This window comes from Terrihabitans aquatilis (genome assembly GCF_052542005.1).
In genome coordinates this window covers 837084-863251 of record NZ_JBOCUO010000001.1, presented here as the reverse complement: position 1 = coordinate 863251, position 26168 = coordinate 837084, and the positions used below count along the sequence as shown (strand labels likewise).

Genomic DNA, 26168 nt, shown 5'->3' with positions numbered 1-26168 from the left:
GAAACTTAGGATCTAGCGGGCCGGTTCCAAGGGCGAAAGCCGGCCCTTTATGGGAAGGTTATTGCGTTTTCACCTCAGCCATTGCCCGGTCCAGCAATGACAGCATGGTGCTCCGGATTTCTTCGTCGGAAATCGCGATGCCCGCATTATCCAGATCGCCGCGGACCTTGCGAAACACGTCTTCGTCGCCTGCTTCCTCGAAATCAGCCTTTACGACCTCACGTTCATAGGCTTCGGCTTCTTCGGCGGACTTGCCCATCTTCTCTGCTGCCCACGTGCCGAGATAACGGTTGCGGCGGGCAAGCGCGCGGAATCGCTGCTCCTCGTCCAGGGCATATTTCCGCTCGAAAGCGTCCTTGCGGTCATCGAAAGTCGTCATGTCACTGGCCTCGATCGCAAAATAGCGGCGCGGATTGCTTATCGTCGGCGTCTGCGCAAATCAACGATCGCCTTGCTGCGTTGTAAGCGGCGGCGTGATCGGATAGTTTCGCCGGGCGCCTCATGGACGCGCCTCTCGGTGCGGCCACAAGCTGCGCGTCGTGCATCCTCTCACGAGGATCGCCGGCATGCTTCCTCGAACACGGTACTTTGCTAATGAGCCGCCGCCGCCGGATTTACGAGGGCAAGGCGAAGATCCTCTACGAGGGTCCCGAGCCTGGAACCCTGGTCCAGCACTTCAAGGACGACGCCACCGCCTTCAATGCGAAGAAGCATGAGGTGATCGATGGCAAGGGTGTCCTGAACAATCGGATCTCCGAATACATTTTCACGAATCTCAACGATATCGGAGTGCCGACGCATTTCATTCGTCGACTCAACATGCGCGAACAATTGATTCGCGAAGTCGAGATCATTCCACTCGAGATCGTGATCCGAAATGTTGCAGCCGGTTCGCTGTCGACCAAGCTTGGCATCGAGGAAGGCACGCAACTGCCGCGCTCGATCATCGAGTTCTATTACAAGAACGACGCGCTCAACGATCCGATGGTCTCGGAAGAGCACATCACGGCGTTCGGCTGGGCATCGCCGCAGGAGATCGACGACATCATGTCGCTCGCAATCCGCGTCAATGACTTCCTCACGGGTCTCTTCCTTGGAGCCGGCATCCGTCTGGTCGATTTCAAGATGGAATGCGGGCGCCTATGGGAGAACGACATGGTGCGGATTGTCGTCGCCGACGAGATCAGCCCCGATTCGTGCCGCCTCTGGGACATGAAGACCAACGAGAAGATGGACAAGGATCGGTTCCGCCGGGATCTCGGTGGTCTGGTCGAGGCTTACAGCGAAGTCGCCAAGCGCCTCGGCATTCTCTCGGAAAGCGATAACCCGGTTGCCAAGCCGGGGCCGACGCTGGTGAAGGGCTGAACATGAAGGCGCGTGTCACCGTTACGCTGAAGCCGAGCGTTCTCGACCCACAAGGCAAAGCGATTGAGGGATCTCTGAAATCGCTTGGTTTCGATGGGGTCGGCAATGTTCGACAGGGCAAGGTGTTCGACCTTGAAGTTGCAGAGCGCGACCCCGCAAAAGCCGAGGCAAACATCAAAGCCATGTGTGAGAAGCTGCTCGCCAATACGGTGATCGAGAGCTATCGGGTGGAGATCGCGGGTTGAAGTCCGCGGTCATTCTCTTTCCGGGCTCCAATCGTGAGCGCGACGCTGCCCGCGCGCTGAAGCAGGCAACGGGCCAGGATGCGTCTATCGTCTGGCACGGGGAGACCGCGCTGCCGGCTGGCACCGACATCGTGGTTCTGCCCGGCGGCTTTTCCTATGGTGATTATTTGCGCTGCGGCGCTATCGCGGCCCGCTCGCCCGTGATGGCGGCGGTGCGCGAACACGCAGAACGCGGCGGGCTTGTGCTCGGCATTTGCAATGGTTTTCAGATTCTTGTCGAGACGGGGCTCCTGCCGGGTGCGTTGCTGCGCAACAATCATCTCAAGTTCGTCTGCCGTATGCAGCACTTGAAGGTCGAGCGCACCGACACCCGCTTTACCTCGCGATACACAGGCGGCCAGGTTATCGAAGTCGCAGTGGCGCACGGCGACGGCAATTATCTCGCCGATGCCGATACACTGGCGCGCATCGAGGGTGAGGGCCGTGTCGCGTTCCGCTACTGCGATGCGTCGGGTATCGTGGGGCAGGCGAGCCCAAACGGCTCAGTGAATTGCATTGCCGGCATTTATTCAGAGCGCTTCAACGTGCTCGGCATGATGCCGCATCCTGAAAATCTGATCGATCCGCTGGTCGGCGGCACGGATGGTGCAGGACTTTTCGAAAGTCTTGCCCGCGCGGCCTGACTTTTCCAACTGGCGGAGAGCACCGCTCCGTCGCTTATCCATTAGACAGGCAGGATACGCTTTGGCGATGTCGCAGCCCCCGATTACGCCCGAACTCGTCGCCCAGCATGGCCTGAAGCCTGACGAATATCAGCGCATCCTTGATCTGATCGGCCGTGAGCCGTCATTGACCGAGCTCGGCATCTTTTCGGCGATGTGGAACGAGCATTGTTCATACAAGAGCTCGCGACTTCACCTAAAAGGACTGCCCACCAAGGCGCCTTGGGTGATCCAAGGGCCAGGCGAGAACGCCGGCATCATCGACATCGGTGACGGAATCGCAGTGGTCTTCAAGATGGAGAGCCACAACCATCCAAGCTTCATCGAGCCCTATCAGGGCGCGGCGACCGGCTGCGGCGGCATCCTGCGCGATGTCTTCACCATGGGCGCGCGGCCAATCGCGGCCCTCAACGCGCTGAGCTTCGGCAGCCCGGATCATCCGCGCACGCGGCATCTGGTGTCGGGTGTGGTGTCCGGCATTGGTCATTACGGCAATGCTTTCGGAGTGCCGACGGTCGGTGGGCAGGTGCGGTTCCACCCGCGCTATGACGGCAATATCCTCGTCAATGCGATGGCGGTGGGCATCTGCCGCACCGACCAGATCTTCTATGCGGCGGCAACCGGCGTTGGGAATCCAATCGTCTATCTCGGTTCCAAGACCGGCCGCGACGGCATCCATGGCGCGACCATGGCCTCGGCCGAGTTCGACGAGGGTTCGGAGGAGAAACGCCCGACGGTGCAGGTCGGCGATCCGTTTGCCGAAAAGCTGCTGCTGGAGGCATGCCTTGAGCTGATGGCGTCCGGCGCGGTGATTGCGATCCAGGACATGGGTGCTGCGGGCCTGACCTGCTCGGCCGTCGAGATGGGTGCCAAGGGCGATCTCGGCGTCGAGCTGTTGCTCGACGCGGTGCCGACGCGCGAAGCCGGAATGAGCGCCTATGAGATGATGCTGTCGGAGAGCCAGGAGCGCATGCTCATGGTGCTCGACCCTGCGCGTGAGGAGGATGCCAAAGCGATCTTCACGAAATGGGGCCTGGATTTTGCCATCGTCGGATACACCACCGACGATCTGCGCTTTCGTGTGACGCATGGCGGTGCGGAAATGGCCGATCTGCCGATCAAGGAGCTCGGCGACGAGGCGCCGATCTACGACCGACCTTATGTCGAGACGCCGAAGCGGCCTGTTATCGCGGCGGACGACGTGCCGGCTCCAGAATCGCTGGGCAAAGCGCTGCTGACAATGATTGGTGCGCCAGACCTTTCGTCGAAGCGGTGGGTCTATGAGCAGTATGACCACCTCATTCTCGGCAATACCGTGCAACGTCCCGGCGGCGACAGCGCAGTTGTTCGCATAGAGGACGGCCCGAAGGGCCTGGCGCTGACGGCGGACGTAACGCCGCGCTATTGCGAGGCCGATCCATTTGAGGGCGGCAAGCAGGCCGTAGCAGAAGCTTGGCGTAACATCACGGCAGTAGGTGCGCTGCCGCGCGCACTGACGGACAACCTCAATTTTGGCAATCCCGAGAGGCCCGAGATCATGGGCCAATTCGTCTATTGCCTGAAGGGCATCTCGGAAGCCTGTATCGCGCTCGACTTCCCGATCGTTTCCGGGAACGTGTCGCTCTACAATGAGACGCTCGGCCGCGGCATCCTGCCAACACCAACAATCGGTGGCGTGGGCGTGCTGGATGACGTCACGAAGAGCGTCAGCATTGCCTTCAAGAGGGCGGGTGAAACTGTTCTTCTCATTGGTGAAACGGCTGGCTGGCTGGGGGCGTCGAGCTATCTGGCAATAATGCACGACCGTGAGGACGGTGCACCGCCGCCAGTCGATCTCGCGGCCGAAAAGCGCAATGGCGATTTCGTGCGTGGGCTTATCCTCGAGGGCCGTGTGACCGCATCTCATGATCTGTCCGATGGCGGTCTCGGCATTGCTCTAGCGGAAATGGCGATCGCGGGCGGTGTCGGTGCCGTGATCGACGCATTGCCACAAGGCCTGCCTGCTCATGCCGCGCTGTTTGGCGAGGATCAGGCGCGCTACGTGCTGACGGTCAGCGATAGCGACGCTAATGCCATTCTCGAGGCGGCCGACGCGGCTGGCGTGCGGTCCATGCGGCTTGGCACCACAGGCGGTGATCATTTGACGTTGCCAAGCGGCGAACGCATATCAATCAACGAGGTGCAGCGGGCACATGAGGGCTGGTTCCCAGCCTATATGGCGGGCACGGCAGCGACGGAGAATTGACGCGATGGCGATGGATGCGGGCGAAATCGAGCGCATGATCAAGGACGCCCTGCCGGACGCGGAGGTCACCATCAAGGATCTCGCGGGCGATGGCGATCATTACGCGGCTATCGTTGTGTCCGAGAGTTTTCGAGGAAAGACACGCGTCCAGCAGCATCAATTGGTTTATTCGGCACTCCAAGGCCGGATGGGTGGTGTACTTCACGCGCTGGCTCTTCAAACGTCTGCTCCACAGGCCTGATCATCGCAAATTGGGGCGTGGTGCTCCCATTTCAGTGTGGGCAGGCTTATATGTCGGCAACCGACATTCAAGCGCCGCGTGGCGGCGGGATTTAATGGTGACGAGATGAGCGCTTTCGACCAGATCAAGCAGGAAGTGGAATCGAACGACGTCGTGCTGTTCATGAAGGGCACGAAGCAATTTCCGATGTGCGGTTTTTCCGGGCAGGTCGTGCAGATTCTCGAATATCTCGGCGCGTCTTACAAGGACATCAACGTCCTTGAGACGGATGAAATACGCCAGGGCATCAAGGAATTCTCGAACTGGCCGACCATTCCTCAGCTCTATGTGAAGGGCGAATTCGTGGGTGGTTGCGATATCGTGCGCGAGATGTTCCAGGCGGGCGAACTCCAGGAGTTCATGGCCGGCAAGGGCATTCCGGTAAAGCAGGCGAGCTGATCGGCCCGGCCTTCGGCCAATAAAAAAGCCGCCCATTCGGGCGGCTTTTTCGTATCTGCTTTTCGCCGATCAGCGCGAATAGAACTCGACCACGAGGTTCGGTTCCTGCTGTACCGGGTAGGGAACTTCAGACAGCGTCGGAACGCGCACGAAGCGGGCCGTCATCTTGGAATGATCGACTTCGATAAAGTCCGGGACATCACGCTCGGCAAGCGACACGGCTTCGAGCACGATGGCCAGCTGCTTCGACGCTTCCTTGACCTCGACGACATCGCCAACCTTGAGGCGATAGCTGCCGATGTTGGTCCGGCGGCCGTTCACCTTCACATGACCGTGGTTGATGAACTGGCGGGCCGCGAAAATGGTCGGAACGAACTTTGCGCGGTACACGACAGCGTCAAGGCGCGATTCCAGAAGGCCAATCAGATTTGCCGAAGTATCGCCCTTGAGGCGGGAAGCCTCGGTATAGATGCGCTGGAACTGCTTCTCGGTGATGTCGCCATACGAGCCCTTGAGCTTCTGCTTCGCGCGCAGCTGCGTTCCGAAGTCGGAAAGCTTGCCCTTGCGACGCTGGCCATGCTGACCAGGCCCGTATTCACGCTTGTTGACCGGGCTTTTGGCGCGGCCGAAAATGTTCACGCCAAGACGGCGATCGATCTTGTGCTTGGAAGCATGACGCTTCGACATAATCCGCGTTTCCTTCTCGAAACGTGAGAGTGGAAGACGCGCCCTCCTGGACACCTCCTTTTCGGAGGCCGACAGACCCGGCAGGCCGGAAGTCACGGGTGCGTGCTAAAGAAAGCGCGGGCCCGAAGGACCCGCACGGGGACTTTTAGAAAGGGCCGTTAGAAAAGTCAATGAAACCGCGTGCGCCTCTCCGTGAGGATTGAGGAACTCCCCGGCACCACAGGCGTAGTTCTCTCAGCTTCAACCGCGATGTGCTCGACGCCATCGCTTTCCAGGCGAGGGGCCATGCGCGCACTTACATATCACGGCAAACAGGACATTCGCTGCGAGACGGTTCCGGACCCGATCATCGAGGATGGCCGGGATGCCATTATCAAGGTCAGCAGCTGTGCAATCTGCGGGTCTGATCTTCATCTCTATGATGGCTTCGTGCCTGGGATGCAGACCGGCGATATCATGGGCCATGAGTTCATGGGCGAAGTCGTCGAGGTCGGGAAGGATAACAAAAAGCTGAAAGTTGGGGACCGCGTTGTCGTGCCCTTCACCATTTGCTGTGGCCAGTGTCCTCAATGCCGACGGGGCAATTGGTCGGTTTGTGAAAGAACGAACCGGAAGAAGGATCTCGGCGATCTTGCTTTCGGCCACACGACGGCCGGGCTTTTTGGCTATTCGCACCTGACGGGCGGATATCCCGGCGGGCAAGCCGAATATGTCCGAGTCCCCTATGCGGATGTCTCGCCTATCGTCATCCCGAACGGGCTCACGGACGAACAGGTGCTGTTCCTTGGTGACATCTTTGCCACCGGTTGGATGGCAGCCATCAACTGCGACATTGAGCCGACGGATTGGGTGGGCGTTTGGGGCGCGGGGCCTGTAGGCCAGTTCTGCGTTCGGAGCGCATTCATGCTCGGTGCTGAAAAGGTCTTCGTCGTCGACAACGTTTCCGAGAGGCTCGCCATGGCGAAGGCTGCGGGAGCTATCACGATCAACTTCGACGAGGAAAGCGTCCTCGAAAGGATCAATGAGCTCACAGGAGGGAAGGGCCCTGAGAAATGCATTGATGCGGTCGGCCTTGAGGCTCACGCGACGCGCTCGCTAGACTCCGTCTACGATCGCATCAAGCAGGCGGTGATGCTGGAAAGTGACCGACCGCATGTCTTGCGGGAAATCCTATACGTCTGCCGACCCGCTGGCATCGTTTCAATACCCGGCGTTTATGGAGGCCTCGCGGACAAAATTCCGCTCGGTGCCTTGATGAACAAGGGGCTGACCATCCGCACCGGCCAGACCCACGTGAACCGATACAGCCAGGATCTCCTTCGACGGATCGAGGAAGGTCAGATCGATCCCAGCTTTGTCATTACCCATACCGTCGGCCTGGAGGAGGGGCCAGGAATGTACAAGACATTCCGGGACAAGGACGACGGCTGCATCAAGGTCGTACTCAAGCCCTGAGGTGTTGCCATGTATCGCAAGCAGAAGCATACGAAAGCAGATCCACTCGCTCGTGGTTTGGGTTGGTTCTCATTGGCTTTGGGAGCTGCAGAGCTTTTGGCGCCTCGAACATTGAGTCGAGTGCTGGGGATGGAGGAGCGGTCCGGACTGATCCAAGCCTATGGCATGCGAGAAGTTGTAACCGGTGTCGCTATCCTCGCCTCTGAAGATCCTGCACCTTTTATCTGGGGGCGTGTTGCTGGAGATGCCCTCGACCTCGCCGCGCTTGCACCTGCGATGAATGACTCCAATCTACAACATGACAATGTAGCATTGGCGATTGCTGCCGTGGCGGGTGTGACCTTGCTTGATCTGCTGTGTGCAACAGCGCTCAGTAACCGAGCTCAGGACGCTGTTCCTGTGCGCGACTACAGTGACCGATCAGGTTTTCCGAACGGCCGGCCGAGTCCCGCCTCCTCTGGAACCGATGATCAATCCGAAGGGCATCCTTCCTGACGCTCGCTGAAATCTGCCTTTAACGAGAATAAAAAACCGGGCTCGTTGGAGCCCGGTTTCTTTTTTCCGCCTGTGTTGGCCCTGTCTGGTGTCAGACGTGGGCTGGCTTTGGAGCGGCTGCAATGGCATCCGCTGCGGTTGCAGGGTGGGCAACACCTGAACGGAGTACGTGCGCTGCGAGGACAGGCCGAAGAACGGTCATCGCGAGGAAGGCCGCGAACAGGTCCATTGCTGCCACGGTGTAGAGAACCGTCGACCAGGTTCCTGTAGCTTCCATCATCAGGTTGCCGACCGGGACGAACAGCGCACCGAGACCCTTTGCGCAGTACAGGACGCCATAGATCTTGCCGATATGTTTCGTGCCGAAGGCATCGCCGGCCAGAGCCGAGAACAGCGAGTAAACCTCACCCCAAGCCAGGAACACGACGCCGGACAGGATCAGGAACGCCCACGGATTGGAGCCGAAATAGCCCAGCGCGATGATGCCGAAGCCTTCGAGGGTGAAGGCGATGACCATCGTCTTCTCACGGCCGATGTTGTCGGAAATCCAGCCGAACAGCGGACGCGAGATGCCGTTCATGACGCGGTCGAGCATCAGGGCCAGCGGAAGGGCGGCCATGGTGAAGAAGTACAGGTTGACCTGGAACTCCTTGACGCCAAGGTCCTGAGCGATGACGCCGAGCTGAGCAACGGCCATCATGCCGCCGGTCACCACGCAGGTGAACATCAGCATCATGAGCCAGAACAGCTTGGTGTTGAGCGCTTCCTTCAGCGTGTAGTCCTTGCGGCTCTGAACGAGCTTGTCAGAGACCTTGACTTCGCTTGCCGACGGCGAACGCAGGAACCAAGCCGCGATGAAGGCAAGACCGCCCTGCAGCAGACCGAAGAAGAAGAAGGTTTCCTGGAAGCCTGAGGACTCGATCATTGCCGCGATCGGCAGAATCGTTGCCGCAGAACCCGCGCCATAGCCGCCCGCAGTGAGGCCAACGGCGAGGCCGCGACGATCCGGGAACCACTTCAGAGCGTTGTTGATACAGGTGGCGTAGATGGAGCCGACGCCGATGCCGCCGACGGCTGCGCCGATGTAGAAGCCGGTGAGGCTGGTAGCCTGCGAGTTGATGACCCATGCGACGCCGATGAAGACCGCGCCGAAGGCGACCATCAGGCGGGGACCGAACTTGTCGATGAAGAAGCCCTCGATCGGGGCAAGCCAGGTCTGAACCAGCACGAAGATCGTAAAGGCGATCTGGATGGAGGCGCGCTCCCAGCCGAAGGTTTCCTGAATCTCAGGAACGAACAGCGTCCACGCATACTGGATGTTCGCGGTCGCGATCATGCAGACAACGCCTACGGCGAGCTGGATCCAGCGTGTTGATTCCTTGACGTCCGGACGCAAAGCCGGATTTGCTTTTTCACTCATTGAACGTCTCTCCTAGAATTATTCGATTGGCCGGCATCCCCCCAGCGGGGCCGATCTTTTTGTTTTTGGGCGCTTCAATAAAGCGTCTGGAAAAGCTCCAAAGCCGCAAATTCCAATGGCTTGCGGGGCTGATGAGCCGTCAGCGCGTAGCTGTCGGAGACGAGTTGCCAATGGGCCGTGGATTCACCCTCGACCTTATTGATGGTGGGCAGGACGATGGCGACGTCCTTGGTGTGGCGCGCCAGGAGCGAGAGCTCACCGAACTCCGGCGTATCGAGGATGACCTCTATGCCGATGCCTGCGCTGGTGTCGACGATGCGTGTGCCGATGAGTGTCCATGAATCCGGGATGCGCGGAAGCCGGACCGAAACCGCGGCGCCGAGCTTGGCCGGATCGAGATGGCTGGCATCGATGATACCGTTGGACGAGGATGCATTGACGCTCGGAGCCGTAACGGGAGCGGCGGCAAGTACGGTCGGGACGGGTGCCGTGGATGTTGCCGGCGCCTCCTGAACGATTGCCTCGGCCCGACGGCTTTCCTGGGCGCGATCCCAGCCAATGCCCGTGCCCCAGCCAAGCAGGAAGATGCCGAGGCCGGCGGCGATGCGGCTTGCCGGCGCCATGAAACGACGGAGCCTCAGGGCCTGCGACAGGCGACGCGCCGCGGACACGGTGCCCGGCATGGGAGGTGAAATCGGTGCGGGCAGGGACAGGCGCAAGCTGTCGCGGAGGCTGAGATCAGCCATCACGCGTGCCGCCACGTCAGGATTGCGAGACAGGAATTCCTGGACCTCGAGGCGGCCTTTGTCGTCGATCTGGCCATCGACAAAGGCATTGAGCTCAGCCTCGGTCACGCGATCAACGGCCATCGTCTTTGCCTCCAACCAGTCTCAGCGGAACGACATTGCCTTTGGGTTCATCTTCGAGTGCGCGGAGCGCGAGACGTGCGCGGCCGAGCCGCGACATCAGTGTTCCAACCGGAATGCCGAGCGTGCGCGCGGCCTCCTGGTAGGGCAGGCCCTCGATGGCCACGAGATGGAGAACGGCGCGCTGCTCCTCCGGGAGCGACATGAACGCCGCGCGTATCTGGGTGAGCCGCAGGCGGCTTTCCTGCTCCGGCTCGGCGCAGGTGTCGACGAGTTCGGCCGCGCGGTCGATACGGGCGTCGTAGGCCTTCCGGCTGCGCGTGCGGGAAACGAAGGTGTTGTGAAGCACCGAGAACAGCCAGCTGCGGAGATCGCCGCCATCCTTGAAGGTGCTGCGCCCTTCATAGGCCCGGACGAGCGCGTCGTGCACCAGATCCTCGGCTTCGGCGCGATCACGGGTCAGCGTCCACGCGTAACGGCGCAGCGCGGGCAATTCCGCAAGCACATCAAAGGAGGTTCCGACTGAACTCATGTGCTATTTACATAGCTGCATCCCGATTTAATCCGGACTTGCGGAACTTTTTTTAGAAAAGTTCGTTTCTGTCGATTTTTCGGGATGTTAGGGCGCGACGGTACGTGTGCGGAGCGCCGATATCGCACAGGGTGAGTTGTTCTATCGTACTTTTCCGAGGTTGCAACGTTAGGAGGATTGGCGGGCCTTCGCGGCCTACCCTAGAAGTCGCCCGACACTTGCATGCAAATTATGCGCAGCTCGTCGGCATTGCCGGTCGTAAGCGCGTCGTTCCCGACCGGCCGATATCCCGGAGCGTTTCGCTTCGGCAGGAAGGACTGATTTTTCGAAATGCCTGAATTGACCGTTCGGCACGTGACCACTTACCGCTACGCGCGGCCGGTCGGCTTCGGCGACCACAGGATGATGGTGCGTCCGCTGGAGAGCTATGACCAGCGGCTGATCGACATGCAGATCGATATCCAGCCCCGACCGGTGGACTTGCGCTGGATCCACGATGCCTTCGGAAACTGCGTCGCGATCGCGCGGTTCGGAGTGGATTCCGATGTGCTGAGATTCGAGAGCAATGTGCGTCTCGAGCATTTGCCGCAGAACGTCCCCGACTTCCGGATGGAATCCTACGCCCGCACCTATCCGTTCACCTATGGAGCGGAGGAGATGCCCGATCTCGTTCGCTGTATCGAACGGGCCTATTTCGATCCCAATCACGAGGTGGCGCACTGGGTGCATCAATTCCTCGATCCGCGTGGGGAAACTCCGACGGGTGAGCTTTTGATGACGATCACGCACGCCATCAAGGAGAGCTTCACCTACATCCACCGCTATGAGAGCGGAACGCAGGACCCGCTGACGACGCTGCACACCGGACGGGGCACCTGTCGCGATTTCGCGGTGCTGATGATGGAGGCCGTGCGCGCGCTCGGGCTCGCCTCGCGATTTGTGTCAGGTTATCTCTACGTGCCCAGCGCAAGTGGCCGGGTGGGTGGCGGCAACACCCATGCCTGGTGTCAGGTCTACCTGCCGGGCGCGGGCTGGGTGGAATTCGATCCCACCAATGGCATCATCGGCAATCGCGACCTCATCCGCGTCGCGGTGGTGAGAGACCCTCGTCAGGCCATCCCCTTGCACGGCACCTGGATCGGATCGCAGGCCGACAGCATCGGCATGAGTGTGGAGGTGGATGTGCGCGAGGTGCAGCCCAGCCTTCCCCTAGAGGTTGTGTAAACCGGGGAACCCGTTTTTTCGCCCGTGCATTTAACCATGTCGGGGGTTCGGCATCGGTTTTGCTTCTCCCGTTTCGCGTGTGTTTCGTGCGCGGCCTGTCGGAGGAGCGGATGATGAAGATCAGGTGTGGTTTCGATATCGGTTTCGAACTCCCTCAACCCACGCCTCTTTTGCTGATGCTGAGCGTGCGTCCCGAACGGCTTCCCGATCTTCTGAGCCCACAGGACTTCACATTCTCGCCCTCGGTCGAGGGGCGGGATTATCGCGACGGCTTCGGCAACATCGTCACCCGTGTGACGGCCCCCGCCGGCGATTTTCGAGTGCAGGCGGATTTTCTGATCGAGGACCCGGGCGAATACGACGCGACGGCGCCTGACGCCTTGCAGCACCCGGTGGAGGATCTGCCGGACGACGTGCTCGTCTATCTTCTTGGCAGCCGTTATTGCGACACCGAGCATCTGGTCGAACTGGCCTGGAAAGAGTTCGGCAATACCCCGCCGGGATGGGCGCGCGTGCGGCATATCGTGGAATACACGCACAAGCGCATCACGTTCGGCTATCAGCACGCCTGCGCTACCCGCACGGCCTGGGATGGACATCGCGAACAGATCGGCGTGTGCCGCGATTTCGCGCACCTCGCCATCACACTGTGCCGCTGCATGAACATTCCGGCGCGCTATTGCACCGGTTATCTCGGCGATATCGGCGTGCCGAAGGACCCGAACCCGATGGATTTCTCCGCGTGGTTCGAAGCCTATCTCGGCGGGCGCTGGTACACGTTCGACGCACGCCACAACAAGCCGCGCATGTCGCGGATCGTCATGGCGAGGGGGCGCGATGCGACCGATGTCGCGATATCGACCATTTTCGGCCCGTCCAAGCTGACAAATTTCACGGTGATCACCGACGAGGTGGTGGAGGACCCCGTCTCCTGAAATGAAAAGGAGCCCGAAAAGGGCTCCCGATCTCAGTGAGTGGCTGGATAGAGGATCGGCTCAGGGCCGGGTTCCTCGTAGCGGACATGCAGGCGGTGGGACCAAGCGTCCACCTCATGCTCCGCTTCTTCGCGGCTGTGGCCATAAAGGCCCTGCAGTTTGCCGATGAGCTCTTCGCGGTGGTCTTCGGCGATCCGGAGATCATCGTCCGTGAGCTTGTCCCACGTTTCCTTCGCGTTGCCCTTGAACTCGTTCCAGCGTCCCGCAACCATCTGCCATTGCATTGGTTCTTCTCCTTTGTAGCGGTTCGTCGAGGGTGACAAGGTGCGGGGAACCCCGCAAGTTGGGGAAATCACGGAGCGGCGGAAATGTTCCCTTATCGGCCAGCACGTTGCACGAGGTCGGCATCCGGGAAGCACGTCGCGTCCTGACCGTTGCGGCTCTGCCAGAGACCGATGGCCACACGGGTGCGGAAGCCCACCAGGCCGTCCGTGCCGCCCGCATCATGGCCCTGTTTTTCGAGGCGCTGCTGCATGGTGCGGACATCCGAGCGGTCGAACCCCGACAACGCATCCCATTTTCCGGCGATGGCAGGACTGCCGCGATAGCGATCCGCCAGATGGCCGATGAAGAGGGCGTACATGTCGGATTCGTTGTAGCTCTTCAGGACGTAGAAATTCTGCGAGACCAGAAAGGCCGGCCCGTGGCGGCCGGCAGGCATAAGCAGGTGCCCCGGCAGATTCGGCGCGCCGGAGAGCACGTTGGAGCGCGGCTTCGCGCCCATCTTCAGCCAGTCCCCGACGGGTTTCGGCTTGTCCGGCCCTTCCAGCGTGCAGGAAATGGCGGCGGAGGCCGTGATCTCCGTGCCCCACCAGCGGCCCGGCACCCAGCCATGGCCACGCAAATAATTGGCGATGGAGGCGAGGGTATCCGGTGTGGAATTCCAGATGTCGCGCTTGCCGTCGCCATCGCCGTCCACGGCGAAGCGCAGGAATTTCGACGGCAGGAATTGCGGCTGGCCCATCGCGCCGGCCCATGAGCTTTTGAGCTCCGACAGGGGCAGATGGTCGGCTTCGAGGATTTCGAGGGCGGCCAGCAGTTCCGGATAGAAGTAGGATTTGCGGGCGCCGATGAAGCCGAGCGTGGCCAGCGAACGCACGGCGTTGGTTTTCGGCTTCACCGCGCCATAGGCGGTCTCGCGGCCCCAGATGGCGACGATGATCTCGCGCGGCACGCCATAGCGCGCCTCGATGGCGTCGAGGCTTTTCGACCAGGTTTTCAGGGCCGCGCGACCGCCGGAAACGAGCGGCGGGAATTTGTCTTCCGAGACGTAGCGGCCCGGCGTCTGGAATTCGGGCTGGCGCTGTTCCTTGGGCGGCGGGGCACCCGGTGCCTTCAGATCGGGCAGGGACCAATCGAGCGTGACGCCGCTGAAGGCGGCTTCGAAGGTGCTGCGGGAGATCTTGCGCTTCTGCACATCGGGCCAGACCGTCCTGTCGAGCCAGACGCGGAATTCGCGTTCCAGAGCGGGGCGATCCTGGGCATGGACGGGAGCGGCGAGCAGCAGCGTGACGAAGGCGGCGAGGAGGGACAGAATCGGCTTCATGGCACCACCTCTAACCCGGCCCTCTGCCGGCGCCTATCCGTTCAGGTGCCGCTGGGCTGCGGCGGGACGTTCAGGCGCTTCGTTTCGGGGATGATGATGTCGGCAACGAGGCGGTGCAGCGCCTCGACATGGCCGCTGCCGCGCTCGTAGCTGCCGGCGTTCGAGGTCATGGCGATGGTGAGGCCGAGATCCGGGACGACGTAGAGCATCTGGCCGCCATAGCCCCAGGCGTAGTTCGCGCGGTGGCCGGCGAGATCGGTCGAGAACCAGCCGTAACCATAGCCGTGGCCGGTGAAGAAGCTTTGCGTGACGGGCGTCCAGCTGGCCTGGATCCAGGCTTCGGACAGGACCTGCTTGCCGTCCACGCGGCCGCCATTGCGGTACATTTCGCCGAAACGGACGAGGGCGCGGGGCGACAGCGCCATGTTGTTGCCGCCGAGATAGATGCCCTGCGGGTCGCGCTCCCAGGCGGGGATGGCGATGTCGAGCGGATCGCCGAGCCATTCGCGGGCGAGCTGGTGCGTGCTCTTGCCCGAAGCGCGGGTGAGGATGGCCGAGAGCAGATGCGTGCTGCCGGTGGAATAGAGCATGCGCCCGCCGGGCTTATCGACGAAGGGACGGGCGAGGGCGTCGCGCACCCAATTGCGGCTGGAAATCCAGGCGCCGTAATTCGCGCCCGACGTGCGCTCCAGCCCAGCGCGCATGGTGAGGAGATCGGCGATGGTGATGTCGTGCAGCCGCGGGTCGGGATTGGCCGGCAGGCTGGCGGACAGGAGCGGCGCGATCTTCTGGTCCGGGCCTTCGAGCACGCCGCGGTCGATGGCGATGCCGACGAGGGCGGAGATCACCGATTTCGAGGCAGACTTGATGTTGACGGCGCGATCGAGCGGCGGGCCCCGAAAGACGTGCTCGGCAACCGGCTGGCCGTTATGGGAGACGATGAGTGCGTTGAGGCCGGGCAGGGCCTTGCCGCGTTCGGCGAGCGCGGCATAGGGGGCCGGCGGCGTTTCCTGCGCATGGGGGGCGAACGGCGCGAACAGCAGGCCGAGTACGAGAGCGGACATGAAAAGGCGAGACATGGGCGCAAAGTGGGGACGTGGACGGGGCTGGCAAGCGCAGGATGCTCACCATTTCGCGAGGTCGTCGTCCGCGGCTTGTGAAAAGGAGACCTTGTCTTTCCGGCGCGGGTGCTCCATCTAATCCCGGCTGGCGCGTGCAACCTCTCCAACGCGACGTCGCCCATCGACAGGTTTGCCTGCGATGTTCGCCAGCTGCCGGCACGCATGACGTGGCGGTGAGTACGATTTTTGGCAGTCTGCATCGCGCCCGAAGGCGTGGTCTGCAAGCCTTCCCAAATGTCGAGAATGCGGCGCGTGCCGAAAGGTGCGCTTTAAGGAATGTGAATATGTCTCAGACTGGTACCGTGAAGTTCTACAACTCGCAAAAGGGCTACGGCTTCATTCAGCCGGAAGCCGGCGGACCGGACGTCTTCGTTCATGCGACGGCGCTGGAGCAGGCGGGCCTCTACACCCTCAACGAGGGTCAGAAGGTCTCGTTCGAGGTTGTGTCCGATCGCGGCAAGACCAAGGCGGCGAACCTGAAGGCGGAGTAATCCCCTTTTCGGTAGAGCACTGAAAATGGAAAGCCTGGCCCTCGCGCCAGGCTTTTTGCTGTTCGGGCTTTGCTCGTGGCATGCGCTTTGCAACATTTGGATCGTGACCGGCGTTTGACACCACGAACCGGGTTGCCACACATTGCGCGCCTTCGAGGAGATCCTGTCCTGTCGACCATAGCTCAATCCGTCCCCGCCCTTGAGGCGCGCGGAATCAAGAAACGGTACGGCGCACTGGAAGTCCTCAAGGGCATCGATATCGAGGCCCGCACCGGCGATGTCATCTCCATCATCGGCACGTCCGGTTCGGGCAAGAGCACGCTGTTGCGGTGCCTCAACCTACTCGAACTGCCCAATGAAGGGGCGATCCGCCTTCACGGCGAGGAGATGCGGCTGAAGCGCCAGAGCAATGGAACGCTGTGCGCCGCCGATGCCCGCCAGATTTCACGGCTACGGGCAAATCTCGGCTTCGTCTTTCAAAGCTTCAATCTGTGGCCGCATCTGAATGTGCTCGAAAACCTCATCGAGGCGCCGATGCATGTGCTCGGCCTCAAGCGCCGCAATGCTGTCGAGCGTGCCGAAAAGCTGTTGCTCAAGGTCGGCATGGCCGACAAGGCGAAATCCTACCCGATGATGCTTTCGGGCGGCCAGCAGCAGCGCGCGGCCATTGCTCGCACCCTGGCGATGGAGCCCAAGATCATCCTGTTCGACGAGCCGACGTCCGCGCTCGATCCGGAAATGGTCGGCGAGGTGCTGAACGTCATCCGGGCCCTGGCGGATGAGGGGCGCACCATGCTTCTCGTCACCCATGAAATGCGCTTTGCCCGCAGCGTGTCGACGCACACGCTTTTCCTCGACGCCGGTCGGATCGAGGAACAGGGGCCGCCGGAGCAGGTCTTCGACAATCCGAGCTCGGCCCGTTGCCGCCTGTTCATGGCCAGCCAGCACACACCCATCAGGGAGCACGCCGCATCATGATCTCAAGGTTCTTCGCCTCCGCCGCCCTTGCCGCCGCGATCGCCCTGACCGGCATGTCCCCGGCGTCCGCCGAGAAGCTCCGTATCGGCACCGAAGGCGCCTATGCGCCCTTCAACATGAAGGATTCCAGCGGCGAGGTGACGGGTTTCGACCTCGACATCGCCAAGGCCCTGTGCGCCGAAATGAAGGTGGAATGCACCGTGGTGACGCAGGATTGGGACGGCATCATCCCTGCGCTGCAGAACAAGAAGTTCGATTTCATCGCTGCGTCGATGTCCATCACGCCGGAACGCGAGCGGGTGGTTGCCTTCACGGACCCGTATTACATCAACAAGCTGCAATATGTGGCCAAGAAGGGCCAGGATCTCGACGTTTCGAATGATTCGATGAAATCGAAATCGATCGGTGCGCAGCGGGCCACGATCTCGGCCGAGTGGCTGACCGAAAACCTCGGTTCGGGCGCGAACGTGAAGCTCTACGACACTCAGGAGAATGCGTATCTCGACCTCGGCTCGGGCCGGACCGACGCCGTGCTGGCCGATATGTTCGTCTCGTACGAATGGCTGAAGAGCGATGCCGGAAAGGATTTCGAATTCAAGGGCCAGCCGGTGTTCGAGAATGACCGCATCGGCCTGGCGCTGCGCAAATCCGACACCGCATTGCGTGATCGCCTGAACGTCGCGCTGAAGGCCATCATCGACAACGGCACTTACGCCAAGATAAACGCCAAGTACTTCCCTTTCAGCATTCTCTGATCCAGGAGGGCCGCCCGAAAGGCGGCCTTTTCGTCCCGCCCCATGGACCTGCAAGGCTTCGGCGCGCAATTGGCGCTCGGCACATGGATGACGGTCAGGCTGGCGCTCGCAGCGCTCCTGGTCGGGCTGGCGCTTGGGCTTCTGGGAGCGGTGGCCAAATCATCCGGCTTCAGGCCGCTGCGATGGATCGGTGAATTCTATTCGACCGTGTTTCGGGGGGTGCCGGAACTCGTCGTGGTGCTGCTGCTGTATTTCGGATCCTCGCGTCTGCTCACCACAATCTCCGAAGCCTTCGGCGGCGGTTATGTCGAGCTCAATCCGTTTGTGGCGGGAACGATCGCGCTGGGCCTGACCTTTGGCGCCTATGCCACCGAAGTGTTTCGTGGCGCCTTGCTGACCATCCCGCCGGGACAGGTGGAGGCCGGGCTTGCGCTCGGTTTGCCGCGTGGCCGCATCTTTCGCCGCATCGTCGTTCCGCAGCTCTGGCGTATCGCGCTGCCGGGGCTGGGCAACCTCTTCATGGTGTTGTTGAAGGACACCGCGCTCGTCTCGGTCATCGGCCTCGAGGAGCTGATGCGGAAGGCGCAGGTGGCCACCGGCTACACAAAGGACGCCTTCACCTTCTACATGACGGCGGCCCTGATCTACCTCCTGATCACAATGGTGACGTCCGGCATCCTTCAGGTGCTGGAGCGCCGCGCGAACCGGGGTGTGCGGAGGGCGAACGCGTGATCGATTTCGCCCTGATCTGGGAATATCTGCCCCAGCTCATCCGCGGCGCGGGCCTCAGCCTGCAATTGCTGGTGTTGTCGGGCCTGCTCGGCCTTGCCATCGCGTTTCCTCTGGCGCTGCTGCGCACATCGCCCAATCCTTTCGTGGCGGCAGGGCCTTACGCCTACATCTTCTTCTTCCGTGGCACGCCTCTGCTGGTGCAATTGTTCCTGGTTTATTACGGCCTCGGGCAATTCGCGTTCGTGCGGGATTCCGTGCTCTGGCCTTTCCTGCGCGAGCCTTATTGGTGCGCGGTGCTGACCATGGGAATGCACACGGGGGCCTATATTGCTGAGATCCTGCGCGGCGCGATCCAGGCCGTGCCGGTGGGCGAGGAGGAAGCGGCGCGGGCGCTCGGCATGTCCAAAGTGACGATGCTCCGCCGCATCATCCTGCCGCGCGCGGTGCGCATCGCCCTGCCGGCCTATGGCAACGAAGTCATACTGATGCTCAAAGGCTCCGCGCTGGCCAGCACGATCACGCTTCTCGACCTGACCGGCATGGCGCGCACCATCATCGCCAAGACCTATGCGCCGGTGGACATCTTCCTCGCCGCCGGGGCCATCTATCTTGCGATGTCGTTCGTGCTGGTGCAGCTGTTCCGCCTGCTGGAGCGACGCTGGAACAGGCATCTGGAGCGGGCCGCCTGATCGCAGAAAGCTGCCGAAGAACCATGACGACCGACGCAGCCGTCTCGCTTGTCCCCGTGACTTCCGCCGACCTCGATGAGGTGAACCGCATATTCGACGACCTCGTCGGCTATTCTCCAATGTCGACGGCGTACCCAGACGGGAGGGCGCCGCGTGTAATTTCGTGACGTCCCTTCCACCGGGATATTCACCGCAGCACAAACATTCGTTCGTCGCACGGCGTGATGGTTTGCCGGTCGGTCTATTGGATGTGCTCCGCGATTATCCATTGGCAGGAACGGCTTTCATCGGGCTTCTCGCCGTCAGGGAAAGCGTTCAGGGATCGGGTGCCGGGCGAGCGCTCGTTCATGAGGCCGAGACGTTTGCCCGCGATGTCCTGAAGGCAAATGTTCTGCGGCTTGCGGTCGTTGAGGCCAATCCGGTGGCGGGGTTCTGGACGAAGATAGGTTTCCGCCCGACCGGGGAGGTGAGACCCTATGAGGGCGAAGCCGTCACTTCACGAGCGGTTCTTATGGAAAAGGAACTTTAGCCGGCGTCGGGTTAAGCTCCCTCCGAGCGCCCCTGCTGTTCTTCCGCCAATGCCGACGCGGCGAGATGAAGAAGCGGGAAGGGCTTGCCGAGATCATCCAGCGGCGAGCGGCCGATCTCTTCGAAGCCCATTCGGGCATAGAATTTGCGCGCTGGCCGGTTCTGCTCGTTGACATCGATGCGCAGCGGCCCGGCGAGCCGGAAAGCGTGCGCAAGGAGAGCGCGGCCGATACCCCGGCGGTGATGATCCGGATCGACGAACAGGCTTTCCACCTTGCTGCCGGCGATGCCGAGAAAGCCGAGCGGAACGCCGTTCTCGGCCACGACCCAGAGGTCGGCGAAGGGCAGGTAACGGGTGCGCACCAGCGGCTTGTAGAATTCGATATCGGCCGGCGTGAGGAAATCATGGGTGCGCTCGACCGCGCGCAACCATATGTCCAGCAGCAAATCGAGTTCGTCGCGGCGGGCGCGCCGGATGTTCATAATGGTGATAGCGGGGATAAGTCCGCTCCCTGATGACAGGGTTCGCTATAAAGGCGGGAGATGTCACGTCAAGCTATGCGCTTCACCCCTGAATTCCTGGACGAGATCCGCGCCCGGCTGCCGGTCTCCGAGGTGGTCGGCCGACGGGTGAAGCTGAAGAAGCAGGGCCGGGAATGGGCCGGCCTGTCTCCCTTCAACAAGGAGAAGACCCCGAGCTTTTTCGTCAACGACCAGAAGGGCTTCTATCATTGCTTCTCGAGCGGGAAGCACGGTTCCATCTTCGATTTCGTGATGGAAACGGAAGGGTTGACCTTCCCCGAGGCCGTGGAACGGCTGGCACAACAGGCCGGGCTCGAGCTGCCGAAATCCGCGCCGCAGGAGATCGAGCGCCAGAAACGCCGCGCCACGCTGCACGAAGTGATGGATATGGCGGCGGCCTTCTTCGAGGCGCAACTGGCCGCTTCGGGCGGGGCCAATGCCCGCGCCTATCTGGAGCGGCGCGGATTGTCGCCGCACACCCGTGCCGAATTCCGGCTGGGCTTTGCGCCTTCCGAGCGGATGGCGCTGCGCAATCATCTGGCGCGGCTCGACGTGCCGGTGGCGGACATGGTGGATGCCGGGCTGCTGATCTCTGGCGAGGATGTGGCCGAGCCGTTCGACCGTTTTCGCGACCGCATCATGTTTCCGATTCACGATGCGCGCGGGCGGGTGATCGCGTTCGGCGGGCGCGCCATGCAGGCCGACGTGCCGGCGAAATATCTGAATTCGCCGGAGACGCCGCTGTTTCACAAGGGCGGTGTGCTGTTCAACCATCATCGCGCGCGGGCGGTGGCGCACGATGCCGGCACGATGCTGGTGGTGGAAGGCTATATGGACGCCATCGCGCTCGCTCAGGTCGGCATCCGCAATGTTGTGGCGCCGCTCGGGACCGCGCTGACGGAAAACCAGATCGACTTGTTGTGGCGAACGGCGCCGGAGCCCGTTCTTTGCTTCGACGGCGACAAGGCCGGGCGGCGGGCCGCGCATCGCGCGATCGATGTGGCGCTGCCGCATCTGAAACCCGGGCGCTCGCTGCGCTTCGCTTTCCTGCCGGAAGGGCAGGACCCCGACGATCTGGTGCGGGCCGCGGGTGCGTCCGCGATGGAGGCGGTTGTCGCGCGGGCGCGGGCGATGGACGAGGTGCTGTGGGAACGCGAGGCCGACCTCGCGCCGCTGGACACGCCCGAACGGCGGGCGGCGCTGGAGCGGCGGCTGGGCGACCTCGTGCGCACCATCGCCGATGAAAGCGTGCGCCGCCATTACGGGCAGGCGATGCAGGAGCGCTTCCAGCGCTTCGCACCGGCCTCCCAGGCGCCGGCGGTCTACCAGCGCCGGCCGGGACGCATGCCCGGCGGCGGGGGTGACCGGCGTGGAGGACGTGGCCCGTTCAGGCCGGAACCCATCCGCGCCAGCCCAAGCCTGCGGAACAGCGCGAGCCTGGGCGGCGGGCGCATCCTGGTGCGGGAGGCGGCGCTCGTTATCTCCCTCATCCGTCATCCGCAATTGATCGAGCGGCACGCAGAGACGTTCTGCGCGCTCGACTTCGCTTCGCCGGAACTGGACCGGCTGCGTACGATCGCCGTGGACGCGGCGGCGCATGGCGAGGCGGAGAGTGCGGAGATGCTGGAAGGCGTGATCGCCCGCGCGGGGCTTGCCGCCATCCTGGCGCGTGTGGAGGCGGCGCTGACGCCCGGCCTCTGGTGGGCGCGCACGGATGCTGACGATCTGGACGCGGAGACCGGCTTCCTGCACAGCCTGGCCTTGCACCAGAAGGCCCACGCATTACATAAGGAACTCCGCGCCGCCGAGGCTGTCTTCGGACAAGATCTGACCGAGGAGAATTTTTCCCGCCTTGCTGACATTCAGCATCAATTGCGGACCGTGGATGGCACGGAGGCCAGCATTGAGGGATTCGGGGCGGCGTCGGGACGACCGACGAGCAGTCTTTGAACGCGCATAAACGTTGGTGCGGGCTGGGTTAATCGCCGTTTAATGCGCAGACGCCAATGTAATCGGAAGTGATTCGCACGGATAGCCGATTGCGCTATTTGCGCTATATGATCCTGAACGACCCATGAATGGCCCGGATCGTCGAGCCGGGTGAAGAGAAAAGAGACATGGCAGCAAACAAGGTCGCCACCAAGGACGAAAATGCCGAAGCCACAGCGGCGGAAACTCCGGATGGTGCGGTTCTCGACCTGAACGATCAGTCAGTCCGTCGGATGATCAAGGCCGCGAAAAAGCGCGGCTATGTGACGTTCGACGAACTGAATGAGGTGCTGCCGTCGGATTCCACGTCGCCCGAGCAGATCGAAGACATCATGGCGATGCTCAACGATATGGGCATTAACGTCATCGAGGCTGAAGAGGCCGAGAGCGAGGAGGGCGCCGCCGACCGCCGCTCGTCCGACGACGACGATGACGACGACACCGGCACCGAAGTGGCGGAGACCACGACGCGCGCGGTGGCCACCACGACGGCGAAGGAGCCGACGGACCGGACCGACGATCCGGTACGGATGTATCTCCGCGAGATGGGTTCGGTCGAACTGCTGTCGCGCGAGGGCGAAATCGCCATCGCCAAGCGGATCGAGGCCGGCCGCGAGGCCATGATCGCGGGCCTATGCGAAAGCCCGCTGACCTTCCAGGCCATCATCATCTGGCGCGACGAACTGGCGGAAGCTAAGATTCTGCTGCGCGACATCATCGACCTCGAAGCGACCTATGCCGGGCCGGAAGGCAAGGCCATTCCGGCGCCCGCAGGCGAGGCCGAGGAAGCGCTGCCGGAAGCCGAGGCGCCGTCGCTCGACGCCGACGACGAGGACGAGGAGGGCAATCCCTCGCTGGCCGCGATGGAGGCCGAGCTCAAGCCGCAGGTCGTCGAGACGTTCGACCGCATCGCCGACAATTACAAGAAGCTGCGCCGCCTGCAGGACCAGAACGTCGAGCAGCGCATGCTGAATGCGCGCCTGACGCCTGCCCAGGAGCGTAAGTACAAGACGCTGAAAGATCAGATCGTCGCCGACGTGAAGTCGCTGTCGCTCAACCAGAACCGCATCGAGGCCCTGGTCGAGCAGCTTTATGACATCAACAAGCGTCTCGTCTCGTTGGAAGGCCGCCTGTTCCGCATGGCCGATTCCTATGGCGTCGATCGGCTGGAATTCCTGCGCGAGCATCAGGGCTCGGAGCTTGATCCGAACTGGATCCGCCGCGTCGGCAAGCTCGGAAGCCGTGGCTGGAAGGATTTCATCGCGAACGACAAGGACGCGGTGAAGGATCTGCGCGGTGAGGTGCAGACGCTTGCGGCGGAAACCGGGCTCGAGATCGGCGAATTCCGCAAGATCGTGCACATGGTCCAGAAGGGCGAAAAAGAAGCCCGGCAGGCCAAGAAGGAGATGGTGGAGGCCAACCTGCGCCTCGTGATCTCCATCGCCAAGAAATACACGAACCGTGGCCTTCAGTTCTTGGACCTCATCCAGGAAGGCAATATCGGCCTCATGAAGGCGGTCGATAAGTTCGAATACCGCCGCGGCTACAAGTTCTCGACCTATGCGACGTGGTGGATCCGACAGGCCATCACCCGCTCCATCGCCGATCAGGCGCGCACGATCCGCATTCCGGTGCACATGATCGAGACGATCAACAAGATCGTTCGCACCTCGCGCCAGATGCTGCACGAGATCGGCCGCGAGCCGACCCCGGAGGAACTGGCCGAAAAGCTGGCCATGCCTCTGGAGAAGGTGCGCAAGGTCCTCAAGATCGCCAAGGAGCCGATCTCGCTCGAAACGCCCATCGGCGACGAGGAAGATTCGCATCTCGGCGATTTCATCGAGGACAAGAACGCGATCCTGCCGATCGATGCGGCCATCCAGTCCAATTTGCGCGAGACGACCACGCGTGTTCTGGCGACCCTCACCCCCCGTGAGGAGCGCGTGCTGCGCATGCGTTTCGGCATCGGCATGAACACCGATCACACGCTGGAAGAAGTCGGCCAGCAATTCTCGGTGACGCGCGAGCGTATCCGTCAGATCGAGGCGAAGGCGTTGCGCAAGCTCAAGCATCCGTCGCGTTCGAGGAAGCTACGCAGCTTCCTCGACAATTGATTCGACGATCAGAACGCGAAAAGCCCGGCTTCGAGCCGGGCTTTTTTATTTCTTTCTGGTTCTCTTCTGAGAGAGTGCAGAGCCGGCCGCAGGCTTTGCATTTCCGGCGCTGTGGTTATCCGAAAGGCTCTTCGCCGCCTTGGATGCCGCCTTGGGGGACGTGGTCTTGGGAGAGCGGATCAAGAGGTGCAGGTTTATGTTCCTCGCACTCTTGCCAATTGCTTACGCTGGACGATCCGCGAAGATCTCTTTCCTTATAACGGCGTGAACGCCCCAATTGCCGTCGACCACTTGCGTAATTCCGAAGTCGACGCCGATGGACATCAGTGAGATTGCCTCGTCTTCGGTCAGGCCTTTCGTTGTCATCAGGAAGGCGCGCATTTTGCGAAATGCATCCTTCATGGCGAGGTCGATCGAGCTTTTGCCAAAGATGTCATTCTGGGCATTCGCGCCGAGATCGGCCAAGAAATTGGCATAGCTGAAGCCGTGAACGAGCCATTCGTCCTGCGTTTCCAGCATCGGGTAATCAAGCCCCTCAAGAGGCGTGCCGGCGATATCCGCTTTTTTGTGCAGTATGAGCTGGAATGTACCGGTCAGCGAGCATTCGATGGCGGTGCCACACAGCTCGGAATCGCCCTGCGAAGCGTGGGGATCGCCGACGGAAAGGAGGGCTCCGTCCACTGCGACGGGGTAGTACATGGTAGCGCCTTTGCCGATGCGCCAGTTGTCAATATTGCCACCCGTGTAGCTCGGCGGGATGGAATTGACGAAATCCGCTTCCTTGGGTGCGAGACCTATGACCCCGAAATGGGGGCGGATGGGCACGCGCACGCCTTTCAAGACATCGGTGTTTTTCGTGATCTTTGAATGGTCCACGGGCACGCCGGGATAGTCGATCGTGGGATGGACCACACCGGACGGATCGGTCTGGGCTTCCCATTTGTAATTGTAGACGGCGCGCGCCCAATTGCGGGCGCCTGTGGCGTCCACTTCGTAGATCGTGATGACCTCGCGCTTCTTTGGCTCGGTGATGAGATCATTGTAGTGGAACCCCCACCACGCGGCAGCATTGCTGCCGAAGGTCTTCCCCTTGTGCTCGGGATTCATCGATGGACGGAACTTCGTGTCCACGATCCGAACCTCGAGAACGTCGCCGGGCTCAGCGCCGCGCACATAGACGGGGCCCGTGCAGATGTGAACGCCAAGGCCGCCGCCACCTCCGAGTTTCGTATCGTTGATATCTCCTGCACCCCGGCGGGCGACCTTCTTCTGCTCCTTGGTCCAGTGAAAAACGCTTTCCGCTCCCGGATCACCTGTCACCATCAGTGCGGCATCATCGTTGGCATGATGGGTCAGGGTCTCGATCGTTACGATATCGCCGGAATCGATCTCCACTTGTGGCTTGAGCGTTTTTGAGAAATAGCCCCAATGCACTGTGGTGTCGTTCGCCGGCAGGTAGTGATAGCCTGGCTGACCGGGTGCACGATTGGCACTGGCCTGCGCCAAAGCCGGCGTGACTAAGGTGGAGGCTCCCGCGCCGAGCGCTGCCGCGCCACCGGCGGCTGCGAAGGCGCTCTTCAGAAAGCTGCGGCGCTCGACGCCGAGCGTGTCCATCATTTTCGCCCGATGGCGCTCGAATTCGGGACAAGTGGTGTCATCGCCAGCGCACATTCTCGCTCTCTCCAACGCGTGGCCGAAGGGCCGATCGGTAGAGTTCAGCACAGTGCCTTTCTCTCAACCAGCCTCGATTAGGGGCATTAGGTTGAGGGGAGT

At 61.7% G+C, this 26168-nt stretch carries 28 protein-coding genes; 18 read left to right on the top strand and 10 right to left on the bottom strand.

The features are described from left to right. Nucleotides 1-58: 58 nt before the first annotated feature. A complete protein-coding gene (locus ACQ6S1_RS04345) occupies nt 59-379 on the bottom strand; it encodes a DUF1476 domain-containing protein (protein ID WP_445039916.1) in 321 nt (106 codons plus the stop codon). Nucleotides 380-594: 215 nt separating this feature from the next. Here ACQ6S1_RS04345 and purC point away from each other — a divergent pair, with 215 nt between their 5' ends. From purC to grxD, 6 genes are all read left to right on the top strand, one after another. Then, on the top strand, nt 595-1365 hold the full coding sequence (gene purC / locus ACQ6S1_RS04340) for a phosphoribosylaminoimidazolesuccinocarboxamide synthase (protein WP_445039915.1): 771 nt from the start codon (nt 595-597) through the stop codon (nt 1363-1365). 2 nt (nt 1366-1367) lie between these two features. Further along, on the top strand, nt 1368-1610 hold the full coding sequence (purS, locus tag ACQ6S1_RS04335; RefSeq protein ID WP_445039914.1) for a phosphoribosylformylglycinamidine synthase subunit PurS: 243 nt from the start codon (nt 1368-1370) through the stop codon (nt 1608-1610). Next, the gene (gene purQ / locus ACQ6S1_RS04330) at nt 1607-2293 is read left to right on the top strand and encodes a phosphoribosylformylglycinamidine synthase subunit PurQ (RefSeq protein WP_445039913.1); all 687 of its coding nucleotides are present in this window, start codon (nt 1607-1609) and stop codon (nt 2291-2293) included. Before purS ends, purQ begins: the two co-directional genes overlap by 4 nt. Before the next feature lie 67 nt (nt 2294-2360). Then, entirely contained in the window at nt 2361-4577 is a 2217-nt protein-coding gene (purL, locus tag ACQ6S1_RS04325) for a phosphoribosylformylglycinamidine synthase subunit PurL (RefSeq protein WP_445039912.1), read from the top strand. A gap of 4 nt (nt 4578-4581) precedes the next feature. Continuing rightward, nucleotides 4582-4818 carry a BolA family protein gene (locus tag ACQ6S1_RS04320; protein ID WP_445039911.1) on the top strand — a complete coding sequence of 79 codons (237 nt, stop codon included), beginning with the start codon at nt 4582-4584 and terminating at the stop codon, nt 4816-4818. Nucleotides 4819-4923: 105 nt separating this feature from the next. Next, on the top strand, nt 4924-5256 hold the full coding sequence (grxD, locus tag ACQ6S1_RS04315; RefSeq protein ID WP_445039910.1) for a Grx4 family monothiol glutaredoxin: 333 nt from the start codon (nt 4924-4926) through the stop codon (nt 5254-5256). Between the two features lie 69 nt (nt 5257-5325). On the opposite strand, the gene rpsD is transcribed toward grxD, so the two are convergent. Then, nucleotides 5326-5943 carry a 30S ribosomal protein S4 gene (rpsD, locus tag ACQ6S1_RS04310; protein ID WP_445039909.1) on the bottom strand — a complete coding sequence of 206 codons (618 nt, stop codon included), beginning with the start codon at nt 5941-5943 and terminating at the stop codon, nt 5326-5328. 285 nt (nt 5944-6228) lie between these two features. Here rpsD and ACQ6S1_RS04305 point away from each other — a divergent pair, with 285 nt between their 5' ends. Both ACQ6S1_RS04305 and ACQ6S1_RS04300 read left to right on the top strand, forming a co-directional pair. Next, nucleotides 6229-7398: a zinc-dependent alcohol dehydrogenase gene (locus ACQ6S1_RS04305; RefSeq protein WP_445039908.1), complete on the top strand. Its 1170-nt coding sequence runs from the start codon at nt 6229-6231 to the stop codon at nt 7396-7398. Nucleotides 7399-7407: 9 nt separating this feature from the next. Continuing rightward, entirely contained in the window at nt 7408-7893 is a 486-nt protein-coding gene (locus ACQ6S1_RS04300) for a cyclase dehydrase (RefSeq protein ID WP_445039907.1), read from the top strand. 91 nt (nt 7894-7984) lie between these two features. On the opposite strand, the gene oxlT is transcribed toward ACQ6S1_RS04300, so the two are convergent. The 3 genes from oxlT to ACQ6S1_RS04285 form a co-directional block, all read right to left on the bottom strand. Beyond that, nucleotides 7985-9313 (bottom strand): oxalate/formate MFS antiporter, encoded by a 1329-nt coding sequence (gene oxlT / locus ACQ6S1_RS04295; RefSeq protein ID WP_445039906.1) that lies wholly within the window; start codon nt 9311-9313, stop codon nt 7985-7987. Between the two features lie 74 nt (nt 9314-9387). Then, nucleotides 9388-10182 (bottom strand): anti-sigma factor family protein, encoded by a 795-nt coding sequence (locus tag ACQ6S1_RS04290; RefSeq protein ID WP_445039905.1) that lies wholly within the window; start codon nt 10180-10182, stop codon nt 9388-9390. Continuing rightward, complete coding sequence (locus ACQ6S1_RS04285; protein ID WP_445039904.1) at nt 10172-10711, bottom strand: sigma-70 family RNA polymerase sigma factor; 540 nt, start codon at nt 10709-10711, stop codon at nt 10172-10174. Before ACQ6S1_RS04285 ends, ACQ6S1_RS04290 begins: the two co-directional genes overlap by 11 nt. A 330-nt stretch (nt 10712-11041) precedes the next feature. On the opposite strand from ACQ6S1_RS04285, the gene ACQ6S1_RS04280 reads away from it, so the two are divergent. Continuing rightward, nucleotides 11042-11935 (top strand): transglutaminase family protein, encoded by an 894-nt coding sequence (locus tag ACQ6S1_RS04280; RefSeq protein ID WP_445039903.1) that lies wholly within the window; start codon nt 11042-11044, stop codon nt 11933-11935. Nucleotides 11936-12048: 113 nt separating this feature from the next. Further along, a complete protein-coding gene (locus tag ACQ6S1_RS04275; RefSeq protein WP_445040261.1) occupies nt 12049-12870 on the top strand; it encodes a transglutaminase-like domain-containing protein in 822 nt (273 codons plus the stop codon). A 32-nt stretch (nt 12871-12902) separates the two neighbouring features. Here the strand turns inward: ACQ6S1_RS04275 and ACQ6S1_RS04270 are convergent, their stop codons facing one another. The 3 genes from ACQ6S1_RS04270 to ACQ6S1_RS04260 all read right to left on the bottom strand — a co-directional run bounded on the left by ACQ6S1_RS04270 (nt 12903) and on the right by ACQ6S1_RS04260 (nt 15540). Next, complete coding sequence (locus tag ACQ6S1_RS04270; protein ID WP_445039902.1) at nt 12903-13154, bottom strand: CsbD family protein; 252 nt, start codon at nt 13152-13154, stop codon at nt 12903-12905. 92 nt (nt 13155-13246) lie between these two features. Further along, entirely contained in the window at nt 13247-14476 is a 1230-nt protein-coding gene (locus ACQ6S1_RS04265) for a lytic murein transglycosylase (protein ID WP_445039901.1), read from the bottom strand. Between the two features lie 41 nt (nt 14477-14517). After that, entirely contained in the window at nt 14518-15540 is a 1023-nt protein-coding gene (locus tag ACQ6S1_RS04260) for a serine hydrolase domain-containing protein (protein WP_445039900.1), read from the bottom strand. A gap of 341 nt (nt 15541-15881) precedes the next feature. Between ACQ6S1_RS04260 and ACQ6S1_RS04255 the strand changes: the two genes are divergently transcribed. The 6 genes from ACQ6S1_RS04255 (at nt 15882) to ACQ6S1_RS04230 (ending at nt 19771) form a co-directional block, all read left to right on the top strand. Beyond that, nucleotides 15882-16088, top strand: coding sequence for a cold-shock protein (locus ACQ6S1_RS04255; protein ID WP_445039899.1), 207 nt, complete (start codon nt 15882-15884; stop codon nt 16086-16088). 141 nt (nt 16089-16229) lie between these two features. Beyond that, nucleotides 16230-17066: an ABC transporter ATP-binding protein gene (locus tag ACQ6S1_RS04250; RefSeq protein ID WP_445040260.1), complete on the top strand. Its 837-nt coding sequence runs from the start codon at nt 16230-16232 to the stop codon at nt 17064-17066. Then, entirely contained in the window at nt 17063-17821 is a 759-nt protein-coding gene (locus ACQ6S1_RS04245) for an ABC transporter substrate-binding protein (RefSeq protein ID WP_445039898.1), read from the top strand. Before ACQ6S1_RS04250 ends, ACQ6S1_RS04245 begins: the two co-directional genes overlap by 4 nt. A gap of 42 nt (nt 17822-17863) precedes the next feature. Next, a complete protein-coding gene (locus ACQ6S1_RS04240) occupies nt 17864-18553 on the top strand; it encodes an ABC transporter permease (RefSeq protein ID WP_445039897.1) in 690 nt (229 codons plus the stop codon). Continuing rightward, nucleotides 18550-19242, top strand: coding sequence for an ABC transporter permease (locus ACQ6S1_RS04235; protein WP_445039896.1), 693 nt, complete (start codon nt 18550-18552; stop codon nt 19240-19242). Before ACQ6S1_RS04240 ends, ACQ6S1_RS04235 begins: the two co-directional genes overlap by 4 nt. A 163-nt stretch (nt 19243-19405) precedes the next feature. Next, entirely contained in the window at nt 19406-19771 is a 366-nt protein-coding gene (locus tag ACQ6S1_RS04230) for a GNAT family N-acetyltransferase (RefSeq protein WP_445039895.1), read from the top strand. 11 nt (nt 19772-19782) lie between these two features. Here the strand turns inward: ACQ6S1_RS04230 and ACQ6S1_RS04225 are convergent, their stop codons facing one another. Beyond that, entirely contained in the window at nt 19783-20253 is a 471-nt protein-coding gene (locus tag ACQ6S1_RS04225; protein ID WP_445039894.1) for an acetyltransferase, read from the bottom strand. A 75-nt stretch (nt 20254-20328) separates the two neighbouring features. Here ACQ6S1_RS04225 and dnaG point away from each other — a divergent pair, with 75 nt between their 5' ends. Continuing rightward, a complete protein-coding gene (gene dnaG / locus ACQ6S1_RS04220; RefSeq protein ID WP_445039893.1) occupies nt 20329-22242 on the top strand; it encodes a DNA primase in 1914 nt (637 codons plus the stop codon). A gap of 167 nt (nt 22243-22409) precedes the next feature. After that, nucleotides 22410-24395, top strand: coding sequence for an RNA polymerase sigma factor RpoD (gene rpoD / locus ACQ6S1_RS04215; protein WP_445039892.1), 1986 nt, complete (start codon nt 22410-22412; stop codon nt 24393-24395). A gap of 222 nt (nt 24396-24617) precedes the next feature. On the opposite strand, the gene ACQ6S1_RS04210 is transcribed toward rpoD, so the two are convergent. After that, nucleotides 24618-26066: an acetamidase/formamidase family protein gene (locus tag ACQ6S1_RS04210; RefSeq protein WP_445039891.1), complete on the bottom strand. Its 1449-nt coding sequence runs from the start codon at nt 26064-26066 to the stop codon at nt 24618-24620. Between the last annotated feature and the right edge of the window lie 102 nt (nt 26067-26168).

What these genes read in the sequence shown, in the direction of transcription:
- ACQ6S1_RS04345 (WP_445039916.1), bottom strand. Translation starts at nt 379, where the DNA reads ATGACGACTTTCGATGACCGCAAGGACGCTTTCGAGCGGAAATATGCC.
- purC (WP_445039915.1), top strand. Translation starts at nt 595, where the DNA reads ATGAGCCGCCGCCGCCGGATTTACGAGGGCAAGGCGAAGATCCTCTAC.
- purS (WP_445039914.1), top strand. Translation starts at nt 1,368, where the DNA reads ATGAAGGCGCGTGTCACCGTTACGCTGAAGCCGAGCGTTCTCGACCCA.
- purL (WP_445039912.1), top strand. Translation starts at nt 2,361, where the DNA reads ATGTCGCAGCCCCCGATTACGCCCGAACTCGTCGCCCAGCATGGCCTG.
- ACQ6S1_RS04320 (WP_445039911.1), top strand. Translation starts at nt 4,582, where the DNA reads ATGGCGATGGATGCGGGCGAAATCGAGCGCATGATCAAGGACGCCCTG.
- grxD (WP_445039910.1), top strand. Translation starts at nt 4,924, where the DNA reads ATGAGCGCTTTCGACCAGATCAAGCAGGAAGTGGAATCGAACGACGTC.
- rpsD (WP_445039909.1), bottom strand. Translation starts at nt 5,943, where the DNA reads ATGTCGAAGCGTCATGCTTCCAAGCACAAGATCGATCGCCGTCTTGGC.
- ACQ6S1_RS04305 (WP_445039908.1), top strand. Translation starts at nt 6,229, where the DNA reads ATGCGCGCACTTACATATCACGGCAAACAGGACATTCGCTGCGAGACG.
- ACQ6S1_RS04300 (WP_445039907.1), top strand. Translation starts at nt 7,408, where the DNA reads ATGTATCGCAAGCAGAAGCATACGAAAGCAGATCCACTCGCTCGTGGT.
- oxlT (WP_445039906.1), bottom strand. Translation starts at nt 9,313, where the DNA reads ATGAGTGAAAAAGCAAATCCGGCTTTGCGTCCGGACGTCAAGGAATCA.
- ACQ6S1_RS04290 (WP_445039905.1), bottom strand. Translation starts at nt 10,182, where the DNA reads ATGGCCGTTGATCGCGTGACCGAGGCTGAGCTCAATGCCTTTGTCGAT.
- ACQ6S1_RS04285 (WP_445039904.1), bottom strand. Translation starts at nt 10,711, where the DNA reads ATGAGTTCAGTCGGAACCTCCTTTGATGTGCTTGCGGAATTGCCCGCG.
- ACQ6S1_RS04280 (WP_445039903.1), top strand. Translation starts at nt 11,042, where the DNA reads ATGCCTGAATTGACCGTTCGGCACGTGACCACTTACCGCTACGCGCGG.
- ACQ6S1_RS04275 (WP_445040261.1), top strand. Translation starts at nt 12,049, where the DNA reads ATGAAGATCAGGTGTGGTTTCGATATCGGTTTCGAACTCCCTCAACCC.
- ACQ6S1_RS04270 (WP_445039902.1), bottom strand. Translation starts at nt 13,154, where the DNA reads ATGCAATGGCAGATGGTTGCGGGACGCTGGAACGAGTTCAAGGGCAAC.
- ACQ6S1_RS04265 (WP_445039901.1), bottom strand. Translation starts at nt 14,476, where the DNA reads ATGAAGCCGATTCTGTCCCTCCTCGCCGCCTTCGTCACGCTGCTGCTC.
- ACQ6S1_RS04260 (WP_445039900.1), bottom strand. Translation starts at nt 15,540, where the DNA reads ATGTCCGCTCTCGTACTCGGCCTGCTGTTCGCGCCGTTCGCCCCCCAT.
- ACQ6S1_RS04255 (WP_445039899.1), top strand. Translation starts at nt 15,882, where the DNA reads ATGTCTCAGACTGGTACCGTGAAGTTCTACAACTCGCAAAAGGGCTAC.
- ACQ6S1_RS04245 (WP_445039898.1), top strand. Translation starts at nt 17,063, where the DNA reads ATGATCTCAAGGTTCTTCGCCTCCGCCGCCCTTGCCGCCGCGATCGCC.
- ACQ6S1_RS04240 (WP_445039897.1), top strand. Translation starts at nt 17,864, where the DNA reads ATGGACCTGCAAGGCTTCGGCGCGCAATTGGCGCTCGGCACATGGATG.
- ACQ6S1_RS04225 (WP_445039894.1), bottom strand. Translation starts at nt 20,253, where the DNA reads ATGAACATCCGGCGCGCCCGCCGCGACGAACTCGATTTGCTGCTGGAC.
- dnaG (WP_445039893.1), top strand. Translation starts at nt 20,329, where the DNA reads ATGCGCTTCACCCCTGAATTCCTGGACGAGATCCGCGCCCGGCTGCCG.
- rpoD (WP_445039892.1), top strand. Translation starts at nt 22,410, where the DNA reads ATGGCAGCAAACAAGGTCGCCACCAAGGACGAAAATGCCGAAGCCACA.
- ACQ6S1_RS04210 (WP_445039891.1), bottom strand. Translation starts at nt 26,066, where the DNA reads ATGTGCGCTGGCGATGACACCACTTGTCCCGAATTCGAGCGCCATCGG.